Genomic DNA, 23255 nt, shown 5'->3' on the forward strand with positions numbered 1-23255 from the left:
GGCACCTTCCTCGTCCAGCACTGGCTGGGCACCGAGGGCATGCCCCGGCGGTACGCGGACTACCTGGCGACCGACGGGTTCACCTTCCTGAACACGTTCTCGACGCTCGGCTCGTTCGTCCTCGGTCTGTCCACGCTGCCGTTCATCTACAACGTGTGGAAGTCGTACAAGGTCGGCCAGCTCGTCACGGTCGACGACCCGTGGGGGCACGGCAACTCGCTCGAGTGGGCCACCTCGTCGCCGCCGCCGCTGCGCAACTTCGACCGCATGCCGCGCATCCGGTCCGAGCGGCCGGCCTTCGACGCGAAGTTCCCCGAGCTCGCGGCCGGCGTGCAGACCCTGGCCGGCCCGCCGGAGGGCGGCGCCCGGGTGCTGACCGCGGAGTCCGACGGTGGTGCCTCGTACCGCGAGGACGTCGAAAGCAACCGCGATCACTGATTCGCCTTGATCGCAGCGGCCCGTCCCGGGGTTCCGGGGCGGGCCGCTTTTGTTTGAGGGCGCGCCGCGCGCGGCTGGCGGCAGGGTCGCAGCTGACCTGCGGTGGCGTCGGTCGCCTAGCTAGCTGGGGACTTTGCTGGCCGTGGCTTTTGCTGGCCGGCTTTCCTGGCCAGCTTTGCTGGCTGGCTTTGCTGGCCGTCGGTCGCCTTGCTTGCCCTCGTTGTCGGGCCTTGCTTGCTTGCTTCCTCGCTGGCGTCGCTTCCCGGACGGGGATGGTGTCGGGTGCTTGGCGGTCGTCGGCGGCCTTTGCGCTATGCGGCGAGGGCGCGGATCGCGGCGGTCAGGGCGGGGGCGTTCAGCGGGGCGTCGGTCACCAGCAGGTGGAGCATGGTGCCGTCGAGCAGGGCGGAGATGTTGTCGGCGGCCTCCTCGCCGACGTGCGGGGTGAGGAGCTCGTGCAAGCCTTGCAGCCAGTCCACGGCCAGCGGGCGCAGGGTGGTGTCGCGGGCCGCCGCCAGGCAGAGCTCGAACTCGATCCGGGCCCGCTGCCGGTCGGCCATGTAGTCGGCGACCAGATCGACCAGCGCCACGGCCAGATCGGGGGCGTCGCGCAGGCGGTCGGCCCAGACCTCGAGGTCGGCTTCCTGGTCCACGGCCGCCTTCTGCAGGGCGGCCGCGATCAGGGCGTCCAGCGTCGGGAAGTAATAGGTCGTCGCCCCCAGCGGGAGCCCGGCGCGGGCCGCCACGGCCCGATGCGTGGTCCGGCCGATGCCCATCTCGGCGACGACCTCGATGGTGGCCGCCGCGAGCGCGTCCCGCCTGGCCTGCGGATCGCGCGCACGCCGAGCCGTCGAGGGCTCACCGGCGCGTTCGGTCGGCTCGGGGTTGCGGGGCCGGTCGGTGCGTCGGCGCTCGGGGGCCGCGGGGTCGTCCGCTGGGGTCGAGCCGGACGGGGGACGGGAGCGGTCGGCTGTCACGCCGTTCGTCAATGGGCACCGCCGACGTTCAAGGTGACTACTCCCGCGATGATCAGACTGATGCCGGCCACCTTGACGACGGTAATGGGTTCGCCGAGAAAGGCAGCGCCGATCGCGACGATAGCGGCTGTGCCGAGGGCGGACCATAGCGCGTAGGCCACGCTCACCTGAACTCCCTTGACCGCCTGGGACAGCAGGACGAACGAGATCGCGTAGCCGGCCAGCACCGTCACGGTGGGCCACAGGCGGGTGAAGCCCTCCGTGGACTTCATCAGGCTGGTGGCCAGGACCTCCGCCAATATGGCACCCAACAGGAACACGTAAGCCACGACCGCACCTCTTCTTGTACTTCTGTACAAGTACGATCGTACAAGAACCTGGAGTTTTCCTCACAACCGCCTTTCGGCTGCCGAAGGGAACCCTTTCAGGCGCGCGCGGGCGAGCCACGTCGGCGGGGCGGGACCGACCCAGAGCGCCCAGCCAGGCTGTTCTGAGCCGGGCTTGTCGCGTGCGTGGCCGGGCGGTGGGCGGCCGGGAGTGGCCAAGTTAGGAGCGCGGGGCGGGGCTCGGGGTGTTTTGGGCCGGGTTATTGCGCGCGGTCAGGTCGCAGGCGGCCGAGGGCGTGGCTGCGTCAGGACGGCCCGGCCTGGCCCGGGATGTTCTCGGTCTGACCTGCCTAGGCGTGCCTGGCCGTCGGGCGCCGGGCGAGGTCGGGCTAGGAGCGGCCGGCCGGGCTAGGAGCGGCCGGTCGGGCTAGGAGCGGCCGGCCGGGCTAGGAGCGGCCGGCCGGGTAGAGGCGGCCGGGCTAGGGGCGGCCGGCCGGGCTAGGAGCGGCCGGCCGGGTAGAGGCGGCCGGGTTAGGGGCGGCCGGCCGGGCTCGGCGCGATCTGGGCCGGACCTGCCGCAAAGGCGCCCAGGCCATCTGCGGCGGAAAGGGTCTCCTCGTCGTCGAGGGCTGGCGAGGGGTGCGGGATCGACGCGCTGACTTCAGGTGCGAGCGCCTTGATGGCCGCAGGTGTGTCGGTGGCGGTGGGCGTGCCGGTGGCTGCGGGCGTGGCGGTGGCCGCGGACGTGGCGGTGGCGGCGAGCGCGCTGGTGGGCCCGGGCGTGTCGGCGGCGGCCAGCGTGCCAGCGGCGGCGGGCGTGGCGGCGGCGGCGGGCGTGGCGGTGGCGGCGGGCGCGGCGGTGGCGGCGGGCGCGGGCGTGGCGGTGGCGGCGCGCGCGACGGGCGCGTTGTTGGTGGCCGTGCGGCGGCGTAGGAGTTCGGTGGGGAGGACGGCCAGGGCGATCAGCAGGCCGATGCCGCCGACGGTGACGAAGCCCCAGAGCGGGGCGATCTTGTCGGCGGCCAGGCCGGCCAGGGGGCCGCCCAGGGCCACGCCGACCGTCAGCGAAGAGTTGTGCAAGCCCATGGCCTCGCCGCGGGCCGAGGCCGGGGTCATGCGGCTCACCGCGTCGGCGCTGGCGGTGATCGTGGGGGCGCACAGGGCGCCGCACGGGATCAGCAGCGCCGCGAGGAGCCACCACTGGGAGGCGCCCAGGGCGACCGTCAGCGTGAGGGCCGCCATCGGGGCCAGCAGGGCCACCGCGGGGAGGCGGCGGTGCATCGTGCCGTACGCGAAGCCGCCACACAGCGAGTAGAACGCCCACAACGACATGACCAGGCCGGACCAGGACAGCTCGCCGTTCTCCCGGAGCACGGCGACGATCGAGACGTCGGTGCCGGACAGGACCAGGGTCGCGGCCAGGGTGACCGCCAGGACGGCGATGAAGCGGGGACGCAGCCAGGACCGGCGCGGGACCCGCTCGCCGGCCTCGATCGGGGTCTCGTGCGAGGCGCGGACCGGCGGGTTGAGCAGCCACAGGCCGACGCCCGAGGCCAGAATGCCGAGCGCGATCGCCAGCATGGCCACGCGCGGGCCGGGACCGGTGGCGAGCAGCACGCCGAGCGCCGGGCCGGCCATGAACGAGATCTCGGTGGTGATCGAGTCGAGGGCGAAGGCGGGCAGGCGCTGGGCCTCGGGGGTCAGCGCGGCGATCGACTGGCGGGCCACGGCGAACGCGGGGAGCGCCAGGAAGCCGCCGAACAGCGACACGATCAGCAGCGGCCAATACGGAAGCGCCTGCGCCACCGTCCAGAAGATGACCTCGGCGACCGTGGTCAGGACCAGCGCCGGGCGCAGGCCGCGCCGGTCGATCAGACGCCCGATGACCGGCGCGCCGGCCGAACCGCCGATGGTCACCGCGGCGCCGACCAGGCCGGCCGCGCCGTAGCCGCGGTCGAGATCGGTGACGACGTGCAGGGTCAGGACGACCGCGGCGGCCGCGATCGGGATGCGCGCCAGCGTCGCCACGGCGAGCAGCGACTTGATCCGCGGCAGTGCGAGGGTCTCTCGGTAAGGTGTGAGCAGCATGTTGGTTCCTGACCTCCGCCCGACATCCTGCCTCGGGGGTACGACAGAAAACCATCGTGTTCTCGGCCACCAATGCCACGAAAGCGGCAAAAGCCGCCCGCCTGTGACGAGAACTACGACGAGAACTACGACGAGACGATCGGGGTCCCGCTCGTGGCCACCGACGCCGTCCGGAACTCCTCGAGGGCCGCATCGGTGGTGCCCTGGGCCACCCCGGCGGTGAGGTTGAGCAGCACCGTCGTGTCGAAGCCCGCCCGTCGTGCGTCCAGCGCGGTCGCCCGTACGCAATGATCCGTCGCGATCCCGACCAGCTCGACCTCGGTCACCGACCGGGACCGCAACCAGTCCGCCAAGGTCTCGCCCGACTCGCTGTGGCCCTCGAAGCCGGAGTACGCCGCCTTGTGCTCGCCCTTGTGGAAAACCTCCTCGATCCGGTCGGTGACCAGCGCCGGGTGGAAGTCGGCGCCGTCCGACCCGACCACGCAGTGCGCCGGCCAGGTGTCCAGGTAGTCGGGGTGGTCGCTGAAGTGGTTGCCGGGGTCGATGTGCCAGTCCTTGGTGGCGACCACGTGGTCCCACCGGTCGCCGCCCTTCGCCAGCACCAGCGACACCCCGGCGGCCACGGCCGCGCCGCCGGTCACCGGCAGCGAGCCGCCCTCGCAGAAGTCGTTCTGCACGTCGACGATGATGAGTGCTCTGGCCACGGCCAACCCCTTAAGTGGTCGGGACGATGGTGACGGGAATGGCCGGGTCGCCGGCCGAGAGCTTGAGGCCCTCCCACGGTATCGAGATCAGGCACTGCCGCAGGTGCTCCCGCGACTGCAGCAGCGTCGGCCCGTCGACCACCTCGCCGTGCACGACGAACGAGCGCTGCAGCAGCCGGTCGTTGGCGGCGTGGTCGGGCACGCCCTGGGAGACGATGATCTCCTCGGTGGCGGTGCCGGTGGGCTTGTGCCGGCGCACCGCGGTCTTGCGGCCGCCGACGGTCGCCTTGTTTTCCGAGCGCTTCACCACCGGCCGGGACTCGACCTCGACCAGCTTGTAGACCAGGCCGGCGGTGGGCGCGCCGGAGCCGGTGACCACCGCGGTACCGGCGCCGTACATGTCGACCGGCTCGGCGGCGAGCGTGGCGATCGCGTACTCGTCCATGTCGCCGGACACGATGATCTTCGTCTCGGTGGCGCCGAGCGAGTCGAGCAGCTCGCGCGAGTGCTGGGCCAGCACCGACAGGTCACCCGAGTCGATCCGGACGGCGCGCAGGTCGGGGCCGGCCACCGCGATCGCGTTCCGGATGCCCTGGGCGATGTCGTACGTGTCGACCAGCAGCGTCGTGTTCTTCCCCAGGGCCGCGACCTGGGAGGCGAAGGCGGTCGGCTCGTCGTCGTGCAGCAGCGTGAACGCGTGCGCCGAGGTGCCGGTGGTGGGTATGCCGTAGCGCCGGCCGGCGGCCAGGTTCGAGGTCGAGGCGAAGCCGGCGAGATATGCCGCGCGAGCCGCGGCGACGGCGGCGTCCTCGTGCGTACGCCGGGAGCCCATCTCGATGATCGGCCGGCCCCGGGCGGCGGTGACCATGCGGGCCGCGCCGGTGGCGATCGCGCAGTCGTGGTTGAGCACCGACAGGATCAGCGTCTCGAGCAGGACGCACTCGGCGAACGTGCCGGAGACCGTCATGATCGGCGAGCCGGGGAAGAAGAGCTCGCCCTCGGCGTACCCGTCGATGTCGCCGGTGAAGCGATAGCCCGCCAGCCAGTCCGCCGTGCTCGCATCGACGATCTGCGCCCGGCGCAGGAAGTCGATGTCCTCGTCGGTGAAGCGGAAATCCCTGATCAACTCCATCAGCCGGCCCTGGCCGGCGACCACGCCGTAGCGCCGGCCGGTGGGCAGGCGACGCGCGAAGACCTCGAAGACGCAGTTCCGGCCGGCCGTGCCGTCCTTGAGGGCGGCGCTGACCATGGTCAGCTCGTACTGGTCGGTCAGCAGGGCGGGTGCGAAGGGGTTCACACCATCACCCTATTGCGCCGGAGTGCCCCTTACTAAGGGTGCCTTGACCTGCGGTTCGGCGCTCCGGTTCACCGATGCGGCAAATCCGGTGGCAACATGGGGGTCATGGCGTTGCCACAGGTCGCTCCCGTCGAGGCACCGGAGATCGAGGAAGCACCGGCCGACGATCGCCCGTGGGTGACCGTCGTCTGGGACGATCCGGTGAACCTCATGTCGTACGTGACCTGGGTTTTTCAGAAGCTTTTCGGCTACAGCCGCGAGAAGGCCGAAAAGCTGATGCTCGATGTGCACCACAAGGGCAAGGCGGTGGTCTCCGTCGGCGCCCGCGAGCGCATGGAGATGGACGCCAACCAGCTGCATGGCTACGGTCTCTGGGCGACGGTCGACCGGGCCTGAGCAACCGCGGGAGAGTGCGAATGTTCCGACGCAACGGCACACAGTGCGTGGCCACCTTCGCGGTCGACGAAGTGCGCGTCCTGCGCAAGGTCGCCGGCGAGGTGGTCGGCCTGTTGACCGACGGGATGGACCACACCGACCCGGTGGTCTCCCGCCTCTTCCCGGACATCTACCCCGACCGCCCGGAGGATTCGGCCGAGTTCCGCCTCTACACCGAGGGGGAGCTGAAGACCGGGAAGATCGACCAGGCGGGCGCGATTCTCGCGGCGCTGCCGGACGAGGGCGAGGGCGAGGTACGCCTGGACGGCGAGGCCGCCGAGGCGTGGCTGCGGGCGATCAACGACGCCCGGCTCGCGATGGGCACCCGGCTGGACATCACCGCCGAGACCGACCTGAGCGAGGAGCTCGAGATCGCGGTGGTGCGCGATCCGGGCTCGAGTCGGGTCTTCCAGCTCAGCGTGTACGCCTATCTCGGCTATCTGCAGGAGTCGCTGCTGAACGCGCTGCCCGAGATCGAGTGAGCACGGCCATATCAGGGCGCGCGAAATCTCACGGTAATGTGAACGTCGTGCTGACCATCGACCAGACGATCGTGGACGCGATCGTCGCCCACGCTCGCCGGGACCACCCCGACGAGGCCTGTGGTGTGGTCGCCGGCCCGCTCGGCGCCGACCTGCCGACCCGGCTGATCCCGATGGACAACGCCGCCCGGTCGATGACCTTCTACGAGTTCGACTCCCTCGAGCAGCTGCGGGTCTGGCGCGAGATGGACGACAACGACGAGGAGCCGGTGGTCATCTACCACTCGCACACCGCGACCGAGGCATACCCCTCCCGGACGGACGTCTCGTTCGCCGGTGAGCCGAACGCGCACTACCTGCTGGTCTCGACCCGGGAGGACGACTCGGAGGAGATCCGATCGTTCCGCATCGTGGACGGTGTGGTGACCGAGGAAGAGATCAACATCGTAGATGCGACAGTAGAGGTGTGACCGTGGGTTCGGTGCAGTCGTACATGTTCGGGCAGAGCCCGGTGGCGGTGGTCTACGAGTGTCGCTGACGACACTCCCATAGACCACTGTCCATAGTTCGACCCTTACCCAGGAGCATTTACGTCATGGCTATCGAAGTTCGCGTCCCCACCATCCTGCGCAGCTACACCGGCGGCTCGAAGGTCGTCGAGGGTTCCGGCGACACGCTCACCGCGCTGATCGACGACCTCGACGCCAAGCACAGCGGCCTCAAGGGCCGGCTGATCACGCCCGAGGGCGGCCTGCACCGCTTCGTCAACATCTACGTCAACGACGAGGACGTGCGCTTCCTCGGCGCGCTGGACGCCAAGCTCAACGACGGTGACTCGATCACCATCCTGCCGGCCGTCGCGGGCGGCGCCCTGGGCTTCGCGGCCGCGGCCGCCCTGCTCGGGCGCTACCCGTCCAACCGCCCCACCGCCGCCCTTAACCGGACTGAAGACTAGTTTCCATGGCTCGCTACGAGAGCCTGCTGGACGCGTGTGGGGGCACGCCGCTGGTCGGCCTGCCCCGACTCTCGCCGACCGTCGCCGAGGGCGCGCCGCCGGTGCGCCTCTGGGCCAAGCTCGAGGACCGCAACCCGACCGGCAGTGTCAAGGACCGGCCGGCGCTGTTCATGGTGCGCGAGGCCGAGGAGTCCGGCCACCTGCGCCCGGGTGACACGATCCTCGAGCCGACCAGCGGCAACACCGGCATCGCACTGGCCATGGTGGCGAAACTGCGCGGTTATCGCCTGGTCTGCGTCATGCCGGAGAACGTCTCCGCCGAGCGGGTCCAACTGCTGCGCATGTACGGCGCGGAAATCATCTTCTCGCCCGCCGCGGGCGGCTCCAACCAGGCCGTGGCGACCGCCAAGCAGATCGCCGCCGAGCACCCCGACTGGAAGATGCTGTTCCAGTACGGCAACCCGGCGAACGCCCGGGCCCACTACGAGACCACCGGCCCGGAGCTGCTGCACGACCTGCCCACGATCACGCACTTCGTGGCCGGCCTGGGCACCACCGGCACGCTGATGGGCACCGGCCGGTTTCTCAAGGAGAAGGTCGACGGCATTCAGATCGTCGCGGCCGAGCCACGCTACGGCGAGCTGGTGTACGGCCTGCGCAACATCGACGAGGGCTACGTGCCCGAACTGTACGACGCGACCGTGCTGGACCGGCGCTTCTCGGTCGGCACCCGGGACGCCGTGCTGCGTACCCGGCAGCTGGTCGAGGTCGAGGGGATCTTCGCGGGGTTCTCCAGCGGGGCGATCCTGCACGCGGCGCTGGCCGTGGCGCACGAGGCGGTCAAGGCCGGGCGCCGGGCCGACGTGGCGTTCGTGATCGCCGACGGCGGCTGGAAATACCTCTCGACCGGCGCCTATGGCGGCACCCTGAACGACGCGGAAGAGGCCCTCGAGGGCCAACTCTGGGCCTAGCAGGACCTTAGTAGAGTGCCGCGATCATCGCGGCTGCGGTGAGCGGGGCCGTGGCCGCTAGCAGCAGCAGCCACGGCAGCACCGGGCGATGAATCGACAGGAACGATCCGACGACCAACACCACGCTGGTCAGTCCGAAAAGGGACAGTGCCGGGACGTACCAGAACGCCGTACCGCCGAAAACGGTGACCATTGCGCGTACGCCCACGCCGATGCCGGCAAGGCCGAGCGCGGCGGCATAAAGGGCTATCGTGAGAAGGCGTGCCGGTGCCGGCGCCGGGTCGTCAGCCGCCGGAAAGCGGAAAAGCGTATCTCGGCCACCGAAACCCGCGGCGGTCGGTGTAATCTCCCAGCCACCGAACGGCATGATCTCCGCCGCCTCGGTCCGCGTGCTTCGGTTCTGCTCAACCGTGGTCACGATGCCTCCGTCCTGTTCCGTCCCCAGAAGTCCTCACTTTGTGCAACGCAAACGACTCACCGGACGTAACGGGAATTGCGTTAATGACCGAGGTCACGGGCGGTGTGATGTACGTTGTCGATTTAGCGACAAATCGATCAGACGTTTACGCGGTGCGCAGGTCCGGGGATACGCTTCGCTCCGTGATTGACTGGTCTGACGACTCTGCCACGGACCGGTCCAGCGGGGCGTCGACGACCCAGCGTGAGCCAAAGGGACCCGCATGCGACTGACCGTTCTCGGCTGTGCCGGCAGTTTTCCCGGCCCCGAGTCGGCGTGTTCCGCCTATCTTGTCGAGGTCGAGGGCTTCCGCCTGCTGATCGATTTCGGCTCGGGCTCGCTGTCCGCGCTCCAGCGCTACACCGACATGAACAGCATCGACGCGATCGTCCTGACCCACCTGCACAGTGACCACATGCTGGATGCCTGCCTGTATGTGGTCGTCCGCCGCTACGACCCGGCCGGGGCCCGTCCGGCCATTCCGGTGTACGCGCCGCTGGGCGCCGCCGAGCGGATCTCCGCGGCCTACAGCTCGGACAACGAGCAGGTCGAGGACGTGTACACCTTCTACGGCCTGCAGCCGGGCACGTTTCCGATCGGGCCGTTCACGATCACGGTCGATCGGGTCAATCATCCGGTGGAGACCTACGGCGTACGTGTCGAGCACGGCGGGAAGGTCCTCACCTATTCGTCCGACACCGCCCCCTGTGAGGCCCTGCTGCGCCTGGCCGCCGGGGCGGACCTGTTCCTCTGCGAGGCCAGTTATCTGGACGGCGTCGACAACCCGCCGGGTCTGCATCTGACCGGTGGCGAGGCGGGCGAAGCGGCCACCAAGGCGGATGTCGGGCGGCTTTTGCTGACCCATTTGATACCCGCGTGGTTCTCGGAGGCATCTATTGTGGATGCGGCCTCAGCCGCCTATGCGGGACCGGTGGAGGTGGTTCGGCCGGGCGCCCGGTACGATCTCTAGGCCCGAACCCGGGGGCGGGGGCGGCACCGAGCACCGATGCACGACCGGATAGTGATCTTGGAGTTGCTGCATGCGCATCGCCCGCCTCGCCAACTTCGTGACGACGCATACCGGTGGCCTTCGCACCGCTTTGCGCAACCTAGGCGAGGGATATCAACGGGCCGGCCACGAGGCCGTGCTGATCGTTCCCGGTCGTGAGCGCTCCGACACCATGACCCCGCAGGGCCGGGTCATCACGCTGCCCAGCTCCCCGCTGCCGCGCACCGGGGGCTACCGGGTGATGGCCGGCCGCCGCGAGCTGACCCGGCTGCTCGACGAGCTCGAGCCCGACCGCATCGAGGTCTCCGACCGAGCCACCCTGCGCTGGACCGGCGCGTGGGCACGGCAGCGGGGCGTCGGGTCGATGATGGTCTCGCACGAGAGCCTGGCCGGGCTCCTCGGCGTCTGGGGCATGCCGAAACGCGACGCGCTCGCCGACCGGCTCAACCGGCGTACGGCCGAGACCTTCGACACGATCGTCTGCACCACCGCCTTCGCGGCGGCCGAGTTCCGCCGGCTGGGCGTGCCCAACCTGGTCGAGGTGCCGCTCGGCGTCGACCTCGACCAGTTCCACCCCCGCCGGGCCGACCCGACCCTGCGGGCTCGGTACGCCCGCCCCGGCGAGTTGCTGGTGGTCTACGCCAGCCGGCTGTCCGCGGCCAAGCGGCCGGAGCTGGCGGTGGACACGATCGCCGCGCTGCGCACCGCAAAGGTGCCGGCGGTGCTGGTGCTGGCCGGGGACGGCACCCGGCGTACCGCGCTCGCCTATCGGGCGGCCCGGCTGCCGGTGCGCTTCGCCGGGCACATCGCCGACCGCGCCGCGGTCGCGGCGCTGCTGGCCAGCGCCGACGTCGTGGTCCAGCCCGGCCCGGTGGAAACGTTCGGGCTGGCCGCGGTGGAGGCCTTGGCCTGCGGTACGCCGGTCGTGGTCAACGATTCCAGCGCGCTGCCCGAGGTGATCGGCGACGCGGGAGTGGCCGTGGCCGGGACCCCGGAGGCGTTCGCCGACGGCGTGCGCGAGCTGATGGAGCGGCCCGAGTCGCAGCGGCGCGCGGCGGCCCGCGAGCGGGCCGAGCGGTTCGGCTGGCCGCAGGCGGTGGACGGGTTCCTGCGGGCGCACGGCCTGATCGGCGCGCCCTCCGGCGTGGCGATCACGCGGCAGCGTCCCGAGGCGGTGCTGCGGCCGGCGGCGCCGCAGTCGGCCCTTGGCTTGTCCACCGGCCGGCCATTGTCCACCGGCGGCGGGGCGGCCTGAGGTAACTCCCTCTGCCGCTTGTTGTCCACAGGCGGTGTGAGCGCGGTCGCCGGCTGCTCGTTGTCCACAAGCGGCGGGGCGGCATGAGCGCGGTTGCCGCCGAACGCATAAGGTTTGGGGCATGGCACGACCCGACGGCCGAGCGGCCGACCAGCTTCGACCCGTGACCCTCACCCGGCGGTGGAGCATGCATCCCGAGGGCTCGGTGCTCGTCGAGTTCGGCGACACCCGGGTGCTCTGCACCGCCAGCGTCACCGAGGGCGTCCCGCGCTGGCGCAAGGGCTCCGGCCTCGGCTGGGTCACCGCGGAATATGCGATGCTCCCCCGCGCCACCAATACCCGGGGCGACCGGGAGAGCATCAAGGGCAAGGTCGGCGGGCGCACCCACGAGATCTCCCGCCTGATCGGGCGCAGCCTTCGGGCCTGCATCGACCTCAAGGCCCTCGGCGAAAACTCCATCGTGCTCGACTGCGACGTGCTCCAGGCCGACGGCGGCACCCGGACGGCGGCGATCACCGGGTCCTACGTGGCGCTGATGGACGCGGTGACCTGGCTGGCCGAGCGCAAGGCGCTGGCCGGCAAGGTCGAGGCGGTCATGCACCGCTCGATCCAGGCGGTCAGCGTCGGCATCGTCGACGGCGAGCCCCGCCTGGACCTGATGTATGTCGAGGATTCCGCCGCCGAGGTGGATATGAACGTGGTGTGCACCGGCGACGGCGACTTCGTCGAGGTGCAGGGCACGGGGGAGAACGGCGTGTTCCGTCGCGACCAGATGGACGTCCTGCTCGACCTGGCCGTCGCCGGTTGCGCCGACCTGGCCGCCGCCCAGCAGAAGGCGCTGGGGGCATGACCGCCTGCACCCCGCGGCCGGCGGAAGGCGCAGCATGAGCGCGAAGCTGCTGCTCGCCACGGCGAACAAGAAGAAGCTGGTGGAGCTTCAGCGCATCCTCGACCTGGCGCTCGGCGCCGAGCGGATCGCGCTGGTCGGTCTGGCCGACTTCGAGGGCTACCCCGACGTGCCCGAGACCGGCCTGACCTTCGGGGAAAACGCGCTGATCAAGGCCCGCGAGGGCGCCAAGCGCACCGGTCTGCCCACGGTGGCCGACGACTCGGGTATTGCGATCGACGCGCTCAACGGGATGCCCGGGGTGTTCAGTGCCCGGTGGTCCGGCAAGCACGGCGACGACAACGCCAACCTCGACCTGCTGTTGGCCCAGATCTCGGACGTGCAGGACGACCAGCGGGGCGGGGCGTTCGTCTGCGCGGCGGCGCTGGTGCTGCCCAACGGCCGGGAGCACCTGGTCGAGGGTAAACAGCGCGGGACGATCCTGCGGTCCCGGCGGGGCGAGGGCGGCTTCGGGTACGACCCGATCTTCCTGGGTGACGGCCAGACGCGGACGAACGCCGAACTGAACCCGGCGGAGAAGGACGCGATCAGCCACCGGGGCAAGGCGTTCCGCGAGCTGGCCAAGGTAATCGCCAAGGAGCTGCCGGGCTGACCCGCCCCCGCGCGGCCGGGGTGCCGGGGCGCGGCCGGGGTGCCGGGGTGCCGGGGCGCGGCCGGGGTGCCGGGGCGCGACCGGGGTGCCGGGGCGCGACCGGGGTGCCGGGGCGCGACCGGGGTGCCGGGGCGCGACCGGGGTGCCGGGGCGCGACCGGGGTGCCGGGGCGCGACCGGGCCCGCTGACGCGTGGGCGGCGGTCAGTCGGTGACCAGGTTGACCAGCTTGGGCGGGCGGACGATCGTGCGGGTCACCCGCAGGCCGGCCGCTGCCGGGGAGGCCAGGGCCAAGCCCGTCAGGGTTGCCTCGCTGATGTCGGGCGGGACGTGCAGGCGGTCGCGCAGCTTGCCGTCTACCTGGACGGCGCAGACCACGGTCTCGGTGGCTAACAGGGCCGGGTCGATCGTGGGCCAGGCGGCTACCGCCACGCCGGGTGGGTGGGCCAGGCGGTGCCACATCTCCTCGGCGGTGTAGGGGGCGAAGACCGACAGCACTACGGCCACCGCCTCGGCGGTCTCGCGCAGGGCGGGGTCGTCGTCGGGGGCCGAGCGGGCGGCGTTGACCAGCTCCATCGTACGGGCCAGGGCGACGTTCAGGCGGGTCGCCTCCATCAGATCGGTGATCTCCCGCAGCAGCCGGTGCGTGGTGCGGCGCAGCGGGGTGACGGCCGCGCCCGGGACGGAAGCTGGGCCGGAGGGCGTGGCCGCGACGGAAGCCGGGCCGGAGGGCGTGGCCGCGACGGAAGCCGGGCCGGAGGGCGTGGCCGCGACGGAAGCCGGGGCGGAGGCTGCGGCCGCGACGGAAGCTGGGGCGACGGTCGCGGGTGCATCGGCGGGGGCGGGGACCGGGCGGGGTGGGGTGGACGCGGCGCGGGTGGCCAGGGTCAGGGCTCGGGTCAGGAAGCGGATCGAGCCGCCGGGGGAGACGTCGGCCCAGTCGATGTCGTCCTCGGGTGGGCCGGCGAAAATCATCGACACTCGGATCGCGTCGACGCCGTAGGTGTTCAGCTGGTCGGCCAGGGTGACCATGTTGCCCTTGGACTTGCTCATCGCGGCGCCGTTCAGGATCACCTGGCCCTGTGTGGTCAGCGTGCGGAATGGCTCGTCGAAGTCGATGATGCCCAGGTCGTGCAGGACCTTGGTGAAGAACCTGGCGTACAGCAGGTGCAGCACGGCGTGCTCGCTGCCGCCCACGTAGTGGTCGACCGGGCGCACCCGGGCGGGATCGACCGGGCCGTCCAGGTAGGACGCGTGCGGGTAGCGCAGGAAATACCACGACGAATCGACGAACGTGTCCATCGTGTCGGTGTCGCGGGAGGCCGGTTGGCCGCACGAGGGGCAGTCGACCTGCACCCACGACGGTGCTGCGGCCAGCGGGGAGACGCCCTTCGGTGCCAGTTCCGCGCCGCGCAGCGGGGGCAGCTCGACCGGCAGCTGGTCGTCGGGCACCGGCACCTCCCCGCAGGACGGGCAGTGCACGATCGGGATCGGGCACCCCCAGAAGCGCTGCCGGGAGATCAGCCAGTCATGCAGGCGCAGCTCGCCGGAGGAGGTGCGGCCGATCCAGTTGCGCTGCATGGTCAGCACGTGCTCCGGCCAGTGGCCGCGCAGCTGCGCCATGTCGTCCAGCAGCCGGTCGGCGTACTCGGTGATTTTGAAGAACCACTGGGTCAGCGAGCGCTTGGTCACCTCGGCGCCGCAGCGCTCGCAGCGGCCGCCGACGACCTGTTCGTTGGCCAGCACCGTCTGATCCTGCGGGCACCAGTTGACCGCCGCCTCCGCGCGATAGGCCAGGCCCCGCTCGTAGAAGCGCAGGAACAGCCACTGCGTCCAGCGGTAGTACGACGGGTCGCTGGTGTGCAGCCTGGTGCGCCAGTCGACCGAGACCGCGTACCGCCGGAAAGATTTTGCCTGTGTCTCGATGTTCGCGTAGGTCCACTCGGCCGGATGCAGGCCTCGTTTGATCGCCGCGTTCTCGGCCGGCAGCCCGAACGAGTCCCACCCGATCGGCTGCAGCACCGCGAACCCGCGCAGCCGCCAGTACCGCGCGATGGCGTCGCCGATCGCGTACACCTCGGCGTGGCCCATGTGCAGATCGCCGGACGGATAGGCGAACATCGAGACGACGTACCGGTCGGGACGGTCGGGCTCGAAGAGGCGCAGCGACTCCCAGACCGGTGCCCAGCGGTCTTCGAAAGCGCGGAAGTCGTAGCCCGTCATGGCCCGGGACGTTAACGCGGGACGGCGGGCGCCCGCCTCCCTATTCTCGCCTGCCGGAGCACCCGCGCCGCGAACCCGGGCCGGAGCAGCACCGACGGCGGATCGACCAGGTGCTGCACCCCGGTGGCGATCCGGTAGACCGAGGCGTCCACCTGGGACGCATACGTCACCTGCCGGGCGTACCAGTTCCGCAGCGCGATCCCGCGGGGGCGCGGCCCGGTCGTACCCGGAAAGGTGAAATCGCCGCCGACCGCGGACCGCCACGGCGTCTCATTGATCCTTGCGGCGGCCTCGTAGAAGTCCCGGACCATCGCGGCGTCGGGCACCCGCTGATGCCGGTCGAGCGTGTCGCCGAGTGCCTTCGCCTGCCGGGCCGCGCAGGTCATGCCCTGGCCGTAGATCGGGTTGAAGCTGCACACCGCGTCGCCGAGCGCAACGTATCCGGCCGGGGACTGGGCGGCCTTCTCGAACAGGCGGCGCCGGCTGGACGGGAACCGGGCCACCGTCACGTCGCTGAGCGGCTCGGCGCGCGAGATCAGGGCCGCCACCAGCGGATCGGGGAGCTGCCGGGCGTACTCCTGGAACGCGGTCGGTGTCGCCGGCGGCTCGGCCACGTGCCACCCGCCCAGGCCGACGATCCACCGGTCGCCCTCGACCGGCAACGCCACCGCGGACATCGACTCGCGCGGGCCGGCCGGCAGCACCAGCGCGGCCCGCCAGGGCCCGAGATCGCCGGGCCGGCGCCGGTAGAGCCGGGTCGAGTAGGTGACCCCGGCCTTCACCTCGATCTGCCCCGGCGGCTCGAGGCCGAGCGAGCCGAGCCAGCGGTCGGAGCGGGAGCCGCGGCCCGAGCAGTCGACCACCAGCGCCGCGTCGAGCGTCTCGCCGCTGTCCAGCACCACGCCGGTGACTTGCCCGACCCGGCCGGCGAGCCCGGCCACCGCGACCTGGTCGTGCACCGTCACCCCGGGCAGCGCGGTCACCCGGGCGCGCAGCACCGCCTCGAGCTGCGGCCGGGTCACCGAGATCATCGCGAACCCGGTCGGCGCGACCGGCCAGCGGCGACCCAGCCGGTACGCGCAGATGTCCGCACCGGTCTCGAGCGCGGTGCCGCCCAGGGTGAGCAGTTCCGTCTCGAACCCGGGGAACAGCGCGGACAGCTCGCGCAGCCCGCCGACCAGCAGAATGTGCGGGTGCTCGCCCTGCGGTACGCCGCGCCGCGGAACCGGACCGTACGGCAGGGTGTCCCGTTCGAGCACGGTGACGTTCGCGTACCGCCGGTTGAGCACGCGCGCGGCGGCCAGACCGGCGACGCCGGCACCGATCACTATGGCTCTATCGTCCACAGCGGGTAGTTAACTACAACAGCGCCCCGATTTCTGCCTCGATGTTCGCCCGCAGCTCGCGACCCGAGATCACCGCGCGGGCCTGCTCCAGCACCGGCGCGAGGAAGATGTCCGGCCCCGGCGCACCGGCGAACGGCGCGACCGCGGCGATCGCCAGCCGCCCGGCCGGCGACGGGGTGAGCGGCGCCCGCAGCTGCAGCCCGCGCACCGCGCTGACCAGCTCGACCGCGAGCAGGCTGGTCAGGTTGTCCAGCACGGCACGCAGCTTCTTGGTCGCGGCCCAGCCCATCGAGACGTGGTCCTCCTGCATGCCGCTGGTCGGCAGCGAGTCGGCGGACGCGGGCACGACCAGCCGCCGGTTCTCCGCCACGATCCCGGCCGCCGTGTACTGGGCGATCATCAGGCCCGAGTTGACCCCGGCGTCGGGGGAGAGGAAGGGCGGCAGACTACGCGATCGGGTGACATCGAGGAGCCGGTCGACCCGCCGCTCGGCGATCGAGCCGACCTCGGCCGCGGCGATCGCGAGGAAGTCGGCGGCGAACGCGAGCGGCTCGCCGTGGAAGTTGCCGGTCGACTCGACCTGGCCGTTCGGCAGCACCACCGGGTTGTCGACCACCGAGATCAGCTCGCGGTCGGCCACCTGGGACGCGAAGTCCAGGGTGTCCCGGGCCGCGCCGGCCACCTGCGGCGCGCAGCGCATCGAGTAGGCGTCCTGCACGGCGTGTGCCAGGTCGTCCCGGTGCGAGTCCATGATCGCCGAGTGTTGCAGCAGCTGGAGGATGTTCGCGGCCGAGGCGGCCTGGCCCGGGTGCGGCCGGATCGCGTGCAGCTCGGGCCGGAACGGCCGTTCCGAGCCGAGCATCGCCTCGATCGCCAGCGCCGCGGTCACGTCGGCCATCGCGAACAGGTGCCGGCAGTCGTCGAGCGCGAGCAGCAGCATGCCGAGCATCCCGTCGGTGCCGTTGATCAGCGCCAGGCCCTCCTTGGCGGCCAGGTCGAGCGGCGCCAGCCCGGCGGTGCGCAGCGCCTCGGCCGCGTCCACCCGCTCGCCGTCCTTGCCGACCACCCAGCCCTCGCCGAGCAGCACCAGCGCGCAGTGCGCGAGCGGAGCCAGGTCGCCGGAGGCGCCGAGCGAGCCGTGTTCCGGCACCCACGGCGTGATGTCGTGGTTGAGCAGGTCGGCCAGCCCCTGCGCGAGGACCGGCCGCACGCCGGAGTGGCCGAGCGCGAGCGAGCGCAGCCGCAGCAGCATCATCGCCCGGACCACTTCGCGCGGCATCGGCGCGCCGACCCCGGCCGCGTGCGAGCGGATCAGCGCGTGCTGCAGCTCGGCCCGGCGGGCCGGCGCGACGAAGGTGCCGGCGAGCGCGCCGAAGCCGGTGGTGACGCCGTAGACGGGGCGGCCGGACTCCTCGATGCGGTCGACGATGGCCCGGCTGGTGGCCATGGCCTCGACGGTGGCGGCGGCGAGCTCGACCCGGGCGTCGCCTCGGGCGACCGCGGCGACGTCGGCGGGGGTGACGCCGGTGGGCTGAACGGTGACGATCATTGAAGCACTCCGTTGTGCAGAACGGTTCGGATCAAGGGAACCCCGGGCCGGTAGGCCAGGTGCAGGTAGGAAGGGGCGTCGAGGACGATCAGGTCGGCGCGTGCCCCGGCGCGCAGCACCCCGACATCGTCGCGGCGCAGCGCGCGTGCCCCGCCGGCCGTGGCGGCATACACGGCCTCGGCGGGGGTCATTCGCATTTCCCGTACGGCGAGGGCGATGCAGAACGGCATCGACGACGTGTACGACGAGCCCGGGTTGCAGTCCGTGGCGAGCGCGACGGTCACGCCCGCGTCGAGCAGCCGCCGCGCGTCCGGGTAGGGCGACCGGGTGGAGAACTCGGCGCCGGGCAGCAGCGTGGCCACCGTCGCCGACCCGGCCAGAGCGTCCACATCGGAGTCGCTGAGGTGCGTGCAGTGGTCGGCGCTCGCGGCGCCCAGCTCCACCGCCAGTTGCACGCCGGGACCCGGGCCGAGCTGGTTGGCGTGCACGCGCAGCCCCAGGCCGGCCTTGGCGCCGGCGGTCAAGATCTCCCGGGCCTGATCGCCGTCGAAGGCGCCCCGCTCGCAGAAGACATCAATCCATTTCGCGTACGGCGAGCAGGCCGCCAGCATCGGCCCGGTGACGAGGGCGACGTAGGCGGCGGGATCGGCCCCGGCCGGCACCACGTGCGCGCCGAGGAACGTCGTCTCCTCGGTCAGCTCGCGAGCGATCCGCAGCGACCGTGCCTCGTCGTCGACGCTGAGCCCGTACCCGCTCTTGATCTCGACGGTCGTGGTGCCCTGCCGTCTCGCCTCGGCGACCAGCCGCGTGGCCGAGCCCCGCAGGTCGTCGTCGGTCGCCGCGCGGGTGGCCGCCACGGTGGTGCGGATGCCGCCGCCGGTGTACGACTCGCCGGCCATCCGGGCCGCGAACTCCTGCGCCCGGTCACCGGCGAACACCAGGTGGGCGTGGCTGTCGACGAAGCCGGGCAGCACCGCCGCGCCGCCGGCGTCGACCCGGCGGTCGGCGGCCGGCGCCTGCGAGCTCGGGCCGACCCAGCCGATCCGGTCGCCGTCCACCAGCACGGCCGCCCGGGTGAGCGGGGGCCCGTCATGGGTGAGCAGCTCGCCGATGTTGTCGATGAGGAGGGTCATGAGATGGCCTCCGCGAGCGCCCGCGGCACGTCGATGGCGGTGTGCCGCCGGTCGGCGACGACATGCCGCCCGTCCACGATGACGTCGGTGACATCGGCGGCGGTCGCCGCGAGGAGCGCGCCGGTCGGCTCGGCACCGGCAGTGCGCACCGTGTCGAGGGCGACCGCCACCAGGTCGGCCCGCTTCCCGACCGCGATCTCCCCGGCGTCGTCCCAGCCGATCGACGCGTGGTTGGCCGCGGCCCGGATCAGCTCGGCCACCGTCAACCGGCCGCGCTGTCGGCTGGCCAGGCGCTCGTTCATCTCCAGCGCGCGGGCCTCCTCGAACGGGTCGATCACCGCGTGGCTGTCGCTGCCGAGCGAGAGCGGCGAGCCGGCGTCGGCCAGCTCGCGTGCCCGCCCGATGCCGTCGGCCAGGTCGCGTTCGGTGGTCGGGCACATGCAGATCCCGGTGCCGCTGCCGCCGAGCAGCTTCACGTCCCGGTCGGTGAGGTGGGTGGCGTGCACGGCGGTCAGCTGCGGGCCGAGGACCCCGTGCCGGTCGAGCAGCTCGGTGGGGGAGCAGCCGTGCACTGCCCGGCACTGCTCGTTCTCGGCGGGCTGCTCGGAGAGGTGGATGTGCAGCGGGCCGCGGTCGGCCAACTCGCCGAGGTGGTGCGCAGGCACCGCGCGTACCGAATGAATGGCCGCACCGATCCGGGCGTGCGGCGCGGCACCCAGCCCGGCCACCCGCGAAGCCCAGCGTTGTGGATCTCCGTCGCCGAAGCGGCGCTGGACGCCCTCCAACGGCCGTCCGTCCACACCGGACTGGAGGTAGAGCGTGTCGAGCAGGGTGATCCGGATGCCGGCCTCGCGGGCCGCCTCGATCAGCGCGTGGCCCATCGCGTTGGGATCGTGGTAGGGCGTGCCGTCCGGACCGTGGTGCAGGTAGTGGAACTCGCCCACCGCGGTGATCCCGGCGAGCGCCATCTCGGCGTACGTGGCCCGGGCGAGCCGCAGGTAGCTTTCCGGGTCGAGCGCGGCGGCGACCCGGTACATCTCCTCGCGCCAGGTCCAGAATGTCCCGCGATCGGCGTGGGTGCGCCCGCGCAGCGCCCGGTGGAAGGCGTGCGAGTGGGCGTTGGCCATGCCCGGCAGCGTGAGCCCCGGCAGACGAATGTCCACCTCGCCCTTCTCATTGGGACTTATCCGCGTGAATCGCCCACCGTTGATCTCGATCTGGACATCCCGAACCACGCGGCCGTCCAGCCAGCAATGTGCGGCGTGATAGACGGTCACGTCAGCTCCCGCAGGACCTCGGCCAGCGCGTCCACCCCGGCCGCGCAGTCCGCGGGCTCGGCGAACTCGGCCGGCGAGTGCGAGATCCCGGTCGGGTTGCGCACGAACAGCATCGCCGTCGGCACCTTCGCGGACAGCACGCCCGCGTCGTGGCCGGCGCTGGTCGGCAGGATCGGCGCGTCGCCCAGCAGCGCGGAGAGCCGGTCGGCGAGGGCGGTGTCGAAGGCGACCTCCGCGCTGATCGACTCGGCGGTCACCGCCACCTCGGTGCCGTCCCGGCCGGCCCGTTCGGTGGCCCGCTTCACCACCGCCTCGACCAGCGCGTCCATCGTCGGGGTGTCCGCGGCCCGGGCGTCCAGCCAGCCGCGCACCAGCGAGGGGATCGCGTTGGTGGCGTTCGGCTCGACCTCGACCCGGGCCATCGTCGCGTGCGCGCCGGCCAGCCGGGCCTCCTTGTTCGCGGCCAGCACCGTGTACGCGAAGGTCAGCATCGGGTCGCGCCGGTCGGCCATCCGGGTGGTGCCCGCGTGGTCGCCGTGCCCGGTGAAGTCGAACCGCCAGCGCCCGTGCGGCCAGATCGCGCTGGCCACCCCGACCGGCGCGTCGAGTTGCCGTCCTTGCTCGATGTGCAGCTCGATCAAGGCGCCGATGCGGCTGGTCAGCCCCGGCAGCGCGCCGGCCGGCGTCGCTCCGAGTGCTTCGGCGAACGTGACCCCGTCACGGTCGGTGAGGGCGGCCGCCTTGGCCGGCTCGATCGCCCCGGTGAGCAGCCGCGAGCCGAGGCAGGGCAGCCCGAACCGGCCGCCCTCCTCCTCGACGAACGCCACCACGGCGATCGGCTTGGCCGGCGTGTGCCCGTCGGCACGCAACTGGTCGACCGCGAGGAACGCGCTGACGATGCCGAGCGGGCCGTCGAAGCCGCCGCCGTGCGGGACCGAGTCGAAGTGCGAGCCGGTCAGCACGGCGTCGCGGCCCCAGGGCTCACCCCACCAGGCGAACAGGTTGCCGTTGCCGTCGTCGGTGACCGGCAGGTCGCGCCGGTCCGCCTGGTTGCGGAACCAGTCGCGCAGCACGAGGTCGGGGGTGTCCAGCGCGTACCGCAGATAGCCGCCGCTGCCCACCCGGCCGATGGCTTCGATCTCGGACCAGAGGGCCGAGAAGACCGGCGCGCTCATCGAGCCATCGGGATGTGTACGCCGGACGCCGCGGCGGACGGGTAGCCGGCGTCCACGTGCCGGATCACGCCCATCCCCGGGTCGTTGGTGAGCACCCGTTCGATCTTCTCGCCGGCGAGCGGGGTGCCGTCGGCGACGCAGACCTGGCCGGCGTGGATCGAGCGGCCGATGCCCACCCCGCCGCCGTGGTGGATCGACACCCAGGACGCGCCGCTGGCGGTGTTGACCAGGGCGTTCAGCAGCGGCCAGTCGGCGATCGCGTCGGAGCCGTCGAGCATCGACTCGGTCTCCCGGTACGGCGAGGCGACCGACCCGGCGTCGAGGTGGTCGCGACCGATCACGATCGGCGCGCTGATCTCGCCGCGGGCGACCATGTCGTTGAACCGGACGCCGGCCTTGTCCCGCTCGCCGTAGCCGAGCCAGCAGATCCGGGCGGGCAGGCCCTGGAAGGCGACCCGCTCGCCGGCCAGCTTGATCCAGCGGGCCAGCGCCTCATTGTCCGGGAACAGGTCGAGGACGGCCTTGTCGGTGGCGGCGATGTCCTTCGGGTCGCCGGAGAGCGCGGCCCAGCGGAACGGGCCCTTGCCCTCGGCGAAGAGCGGGCGGATGTACGCGGGGACGAAGCCCGGGAAGTCGAAGGCCCGCTCGAAGCCGCCCAGCTTGGCCTCGCCGCGGATCGAGTTGCCGTAGTCGAAGACCTCGGCGCCGTCGTCCAGGAAGCCGACCATCGCCGCGACGTGCCGGGCCATGCTTGCCCGCGCGCGGTCGGTGAACTCGTCCGGCTTTGTCCGCGCATACTCGGCGGCATCGGCCAGGTCGACGCCGACCGGGATGTAGCTGAGGGGATCGTGGGCGCTGGTCTGGTCTGTCACGATGTCGATCTCGACGCCGCGCTGCCGGAGCTCGGGGAAGACCACCGCGGCGTTGCCGACGACCCCGATGGAAATAGCCGACTTCTTGGACTTGGCGGCGCGTGCGCGCTTGATGGCGTCGTCCAGATCGTCCGCGATCACGTCCAGGTAGCGGGTGTCGACCCGGCGCTGGAGACGGGTGCGATCGACGTCGACGATCAGGCAGACGCCGCCGTTCATGGTCACCGCGAGCGGCTGCGCCCCGCCCATGCCGCCGCACCCCGCGGTCAGCGTGAGCGTGCCGGCCAGCGACCCGCCGAACCGCTTCGCGGCGACCGCGGCGAACGTCTCGTACGTGCCCTGCAGGATCCCCTGGGTGCCGATGTAGATCCACGAGCCCGCGGTCATCTGCCCGTACATGGTCAGCCCGAGCTGCTCCAGCCGGCGGAACTCCGGCCAGGTCGCCCAGTCGCCGACCAGGTTCGAGTTCGCGATCAGCACCCGCGGCGCCCACTCGTGCGTGCGGAACACCCCGACCGGCTTGCCGGACTGCACCAGAAGCGTCTCGTCGGGCTTGAGCGTGTCCAGTTCGCGGACGATCGCGTGGAACGACGGCCAGTCGCGCGCCGCCTTGCCGGTGCCGCCGTAGACCACCAGATCCTGCGGCCTCTCGGCCACGTCGGGGTCGAGGTTGTTCATCAACATCCGCTTGGCGGCCTCTTGCGGCCACCCCATTGCGGTGTACGCGGTGCCGCGAGCGGCCCGGATCTCGGACATCGTCGTCCCCTCCCTTTGCCGTGCCCTTTGCCG

General features: G+C 71.9%; 20 protein-coding genes and 3 pseudogenes. 10 read left to right on the plus strand and 13 right to left on the minus strand.

All coding sequences use genetic code 11. From position 1 onward, the window contains the following. A pseudogene (locus ODJ79_RS03345) lies at positions 1-438 on the plus strand (cytochrome ubiquinol oxidase subunit I); the annotation flags it as partial. A gap of 311 nt (positions 439-749) precedes the next feature. Here the strand turns inward: ODJ79_RS03345 and ODJ79_RS03350 are convergent. The 5 genes and pseudogenes from ODJ79_RS03350 to ODJ79_RS03370 form a co-directional block, all read right to left on the minus strand. Beyond that, positions 750-1415, minus strand: coding sequence for a TetR/AcrR family transcriptional regulator (locus tag ODJ79_RS03350; protein ID WP_263021805.1), 666 nt, complete (start codon positions 1413-1415; stop codon positions 750-752). Positions 1416-1423: 8 nt separating this feature from the next. Then, entirely contained in the window at positions 1424-1744 is a 321-nt protein-coding gene (locus ODJ79_RS03355; RefSeq protein WP_411267253.1) for a DMT family transporter, read from the minus strand. 894 nt (positions 1745-2638) lie between these two features. Continuing rightward, positions 2639-3829 (minus strand): annotated as a pseudogene (locus tag ODJ79_RS03360) (MFS transporter); the annotation flags it as partial. 125 nt (positions 3830-3954) lie between these two features. After that, the gene (locus tag ODJ79_RS03365) at positions 3955-4533 is read right to left on the minus strand and encodes an isochorismatase family protein (protein ID WP_263021807.1); all 579 of its coding nucleotides are present in this window, start codon (positions 4531-4533) and stop codon (positions 3955-3957) included. Between the two features lie 10 nt (positions 4534-4543). Further along, a complete protein-coding gene (locus ODJ79_RS03370; protein WP_263021808.1) occupies positions 4544-5830 on the minus strand; it encodes a nicotinate phosphoribosyltransferase in 1287 nt (428 codons plus the stop codon). Between the two features lie 105 nt (positions 5831-5935). Between ODJ79_RS03370 and clpS the strand changes: the two genes are divergently transcribed. From clpS to ODJ79_RS03395, 5 genes and pseudogenes are all read left to right on the plus strand, one after another. Beyond that, positions 5936-6226 carry an ATP-dependent Clp protease adapter ClpS gene (gene clpS / locus ODJ79_RS03375; RefSeq protein WP_263022096.1) on the plus strand — a complete coding sequence of 97 codons (291 nt, stop codon included), beginning with the start codon at positions 5936-5938 and terminating at the stop codon, positions 6224-6226. Then, positions 6202-6747: a DUF2017 domain-containing protein gene (locus ODJ79_RS03380; protein ID WP_263022097.1), complete on the plus strand. Its 546-nt coding sequence runs from the start codon at positions 6202-6204 to the stop codon at positions 6745-6747. The genes clpS and ODJ79_RS03380 overlap by 25 nt, the downstream gene beginning before the upstream one ends. Before the next feature lie 47 nt (positions 6748-6794). After that, positions 6795-7285 (plus strand): annotated as a pseudogene (locus tag ODJ79_RS03385) (Mov34/MPN/PAD-1 family protein). A gap of 57 nt (positions 7286-7342) precedes the next feature. Continuing rightward, positions 7343-7702, plus strand: coding sequence for a MoaD family protein (locus tag ODJ79_RS03390; protein ID WP_263021810.1), 360 nt, complete (start codon positions 7343-7345; stop codon positions 7700-7702). Between the two features lie 5 nt (positions 7703-7707). Then, positions 7708-8673: a PLP-dependent cysteine synthase family protein gene (locus ODJ79_RS03395; protein WP_263021811.1), complete on the plus strand. Its 966-nt coding sequence runs from the start codon at positions 7708-7710 to the stop codon at positions 8671-8673. Positions 8674-8680: 7 nt separating this feature from the next. Here ODJ79_RS03395 and ODJ79_RS03400 read toward each other — a convergent pair whose 3' ends face one another. Continuing rightward, positions 8681-9091, minus strand: a complete 411-nt coding sequence (locus ODJ79_RS03400) for a hypothetical protein (RefSeq protein WP_263021812.1) — start codon at positions 9089-9091, stop codon at positions 8681-8683. Positions 9092-9353: 262 nt separating this feature from the next. Between ODJ79_RS03400 and ODJ79_RS03405 the strand changes: the two genes are divergently transcribed. The 4 genes from ODJ79_RS03405 (at position 9354) to rdgB (ending at position 12893) form a co-directional block, all read left to right on the plus strand. Continuing rightward, the gene (locus ODJ79_RS03405; protein ID WP_263021813.1) at positions 9354-10100 is read left to right on the plus strand and encodes an MBL fold metallo-hydrolase; all 747 of its coding nucleotides are present in this window, start codon (positions 9354-9356) and stop codon (positions 10098-10100) included. 70 nt (positions 10101-10170) lie between these two features. Then, positions 10171-11394 carry a glycosyltransferase gene (locus tag ODJ79_RS03410; RefSeq protein ID WP_263021814.1) on the plus strand — a complete coding sequence of 408 codons (1224 nt, stop codon included), beginning with the start codon at positions 10171-10173 and terminating at the stop codon, positions 11392-11394. 121 nt (positions 11395-11515) lie between these two features. Further along, the gene (gene rph, locus ODJ79_RS03415) at positions 11516-12244 is read left to right on the plus strand and encodes a ribonuclease PH (RefSeq protein WP_263021815.1); all 729 of its coding nucleotides are present in this window, start codon (positions 11516-11518) and stop codon (positions 12242-12244) included. 34 nt (positions 12245-12278) lie between these two features. Continuing rightward, entirely contained in the window at positions 12279-12893 is a 615-nt protein-coding gene (gene rdgB / locus ODJ79_RS03420; RefSeq protein WP_263021816.1) for an RdgB/HAM1 family non-canonical purine NTP pyrophosphatase, read from the plus strand. A gap of 202 nt (positions 12894-13095) precedes the next feature. Here the strand turns inward: rdgB and ODJ79_RS03425 are convergent, their stop codons facing one another. The 7 genes from ODJ79_RS03425 to hutU are packed head-to-tail and all read right to left on the minus strand — an operon-like array spanning position 13096 to position 23222. Continuing rightward, complete coding sequence (locus ODJ79_RS03425; protein WP_263021817.1) at positions 13096-15114, minus strand: leucine--tRNA ligase; 2019 nt, start codon at positions 15112-15114, stop codon at positions 13096-13098. An 11-nt stretch (positions 15115-15125) separates the two neighbouring features. Further along, the gene (locus tag ODJ79_RS03430) at positions 15126-16460 is read right to left on the minus strand and encodes an NAD(P)/FAD-dependent oxidoreductase (RefSeq protein ID WP_263021818.1); all 1335 of its coding nucleotides are present in this window, start codon (positions 16458-16460) and stop codon (positions 15126-15128) included. Positions 16461-16473: 13 nt separating this feature from the next. After that, positions 16474-18009 carry a histidine ammonia-lyase gene (gene hutH / locus ODJ79_RS03435; RefSeq protein ID WP_263021819.1) on the minus strand — a complete coding sequence of 512 codons (1536 nt, stop codon included), beginning with the start codon at positions 18007-18009 and terminating at the stop codon, positions 16474-16476. Further along, positions 18006-19142 (minus strand): imidazolonepropionase, encoded by a 1137-nt coding sequence (hutI, locus tag ODJ79_RS03440; RefSeq protein WP_263021820.1) that lies wholly within the window; start codon positions 19140-19142, stop codon positions 18006-18008. Before hutI ends, hutH begins: the two co-directional genes overlap by 4 nt. Beyond that, positions 19139-20419 carry a formimidoylglutamate deiminase gene (locus ODJ79_RS03445; protein ID WP_263021821.1) on the minus strand — a complete coding sequence of 427 codons (1281 nt, stop codon included), beginning with the start codon at positions 20417-20419 and terminating at the stop codon, positions 19139-19141. The genes hutI and ODJ79_RS03445 overlap by 4 nt, the downstream gene beginning before the upstream one ends. After that, positions 20416-21594, minus strand: a complete 1179-nt coding sequence (locus tag ODJ79_RS03450) for an allantoate amidohydrolase (protein WP_263021822.1) — start codon at positions 21592-21594, stop codon at positions 20416-20418. Before ODJ79_RS03450 ends, ODJ79_RS03445 begins: the two co-directional genes overlap by 4 nt. After that, complete coding sequence (gene hutU, locus ODJ79_RS03455; RefSeq protein ID WP_263021823.1) at positions 21591-23222, minus strand: urocanate hydratase; 1632 nt, start codon at positions 23220-23222, stop codon at positions 21591-21593. The genes ODJ79_RS03450 and hutU overlap by 4 nt, the downstream gene beginning before the upstream one ends. Positions 23223-23255 lie beyond the last annotated feature (33 nt).

The sequence above is a fragment of the Actinoplanes sp. KI2 genome, assembly GCF_025630775.1.
Lineage (GTDB): Bacteria > Actinomycetota > Actinomycetes > Mycobacteriales > Micromonosporaceae > Actinoplanes.

Excerpts from the sequence above, each read along its gene's own strand:
- clpS (WP_263022096.1), top strand. The coding sequence starts at position 5,936 with ATGGCGTTGCCACAGGTCGCTCCCGTCGAGGCACCGGAGATCGAGGAA.
- ODJ79_RS03390 (WP_263021810.1), top strand. The coding sequence starts at position 7,343 with ATGGCTATCGAAGTTCGCGTCCCCACCATCCTGCGCAGCTACACCGGC.
- ODJ79_RS03395 (WP_263021811.1), top strand. The coding sequence starts at position 7,708 with ATGGCTCGCTACGAGAGCCTGCTGGACGCGTGTGGGGGCACGCCGCTG.
- ODJ79_RS03405 (WP_263021813.1), top strand. The coding sequence starts at position 9,354 with ATGCGACTGACCGTTCTCGGCTGTGCCGGCAGTTTTCCCGGCCCCGAG.
- ODJ79_RS03410 (WP_263021814.1), top strand. The coding sequence starts at position 10,171 with ATGCGCATCGCCCGCCTCGCCAACTTCGTGACGACGCATACCGGTGGC.
- rph (WP_263021815.1), top strand. The coding sequence starts at position 11,516 with ATGGCACGACCCGACGGCCGAGCGGCCGACCAGCTTCGACCCGTGACC.
- rdgB (WP_263021816.1), top strand. The coding sequence starts at position 12,279 with ATGAGCGCGAAGCTGCTGCTCGCCACGGCGAACAAGAAGAAGCTGGTG.
- ODJ79_RS03425 (WP_263021817.1), bottom strand. The coding sequence starts at position 15,114 with ATGACGGGCTACGACTTCCGCGCTTTCGAAGACCGCTGGGCACCGGTC.
- hutH (WP_263021819.1), bottom strand. The coding sequence starts at position 18,009 with ATGATCGTCACCGTTCAGCCCACCGGCGTCACCCCCGCCGACGTCGCC.
- hutI (WP_263021820.1), bottom strand. The coding sequence starts at position 19,142 with ATGACCCTCCTCATCGACAACATCGGCGAGCTGCTCACCCATGACGGG.
- ODJ79_RS03450 (WP_263021822.1), bottom strand. The coding sequence starts at position 21,594 with ATGAGCGCGCCGGTCTTCTCGGCCCTCTGGTCCGAGATCGAAGCCATC.
- hutU (WP_263021823.1), bottom strand. The coding sequence starts at position 23,222 with ATGTCCGAGATCCGGGCCGCTCGCGGCACCGCGTACACCGCAATGGGG.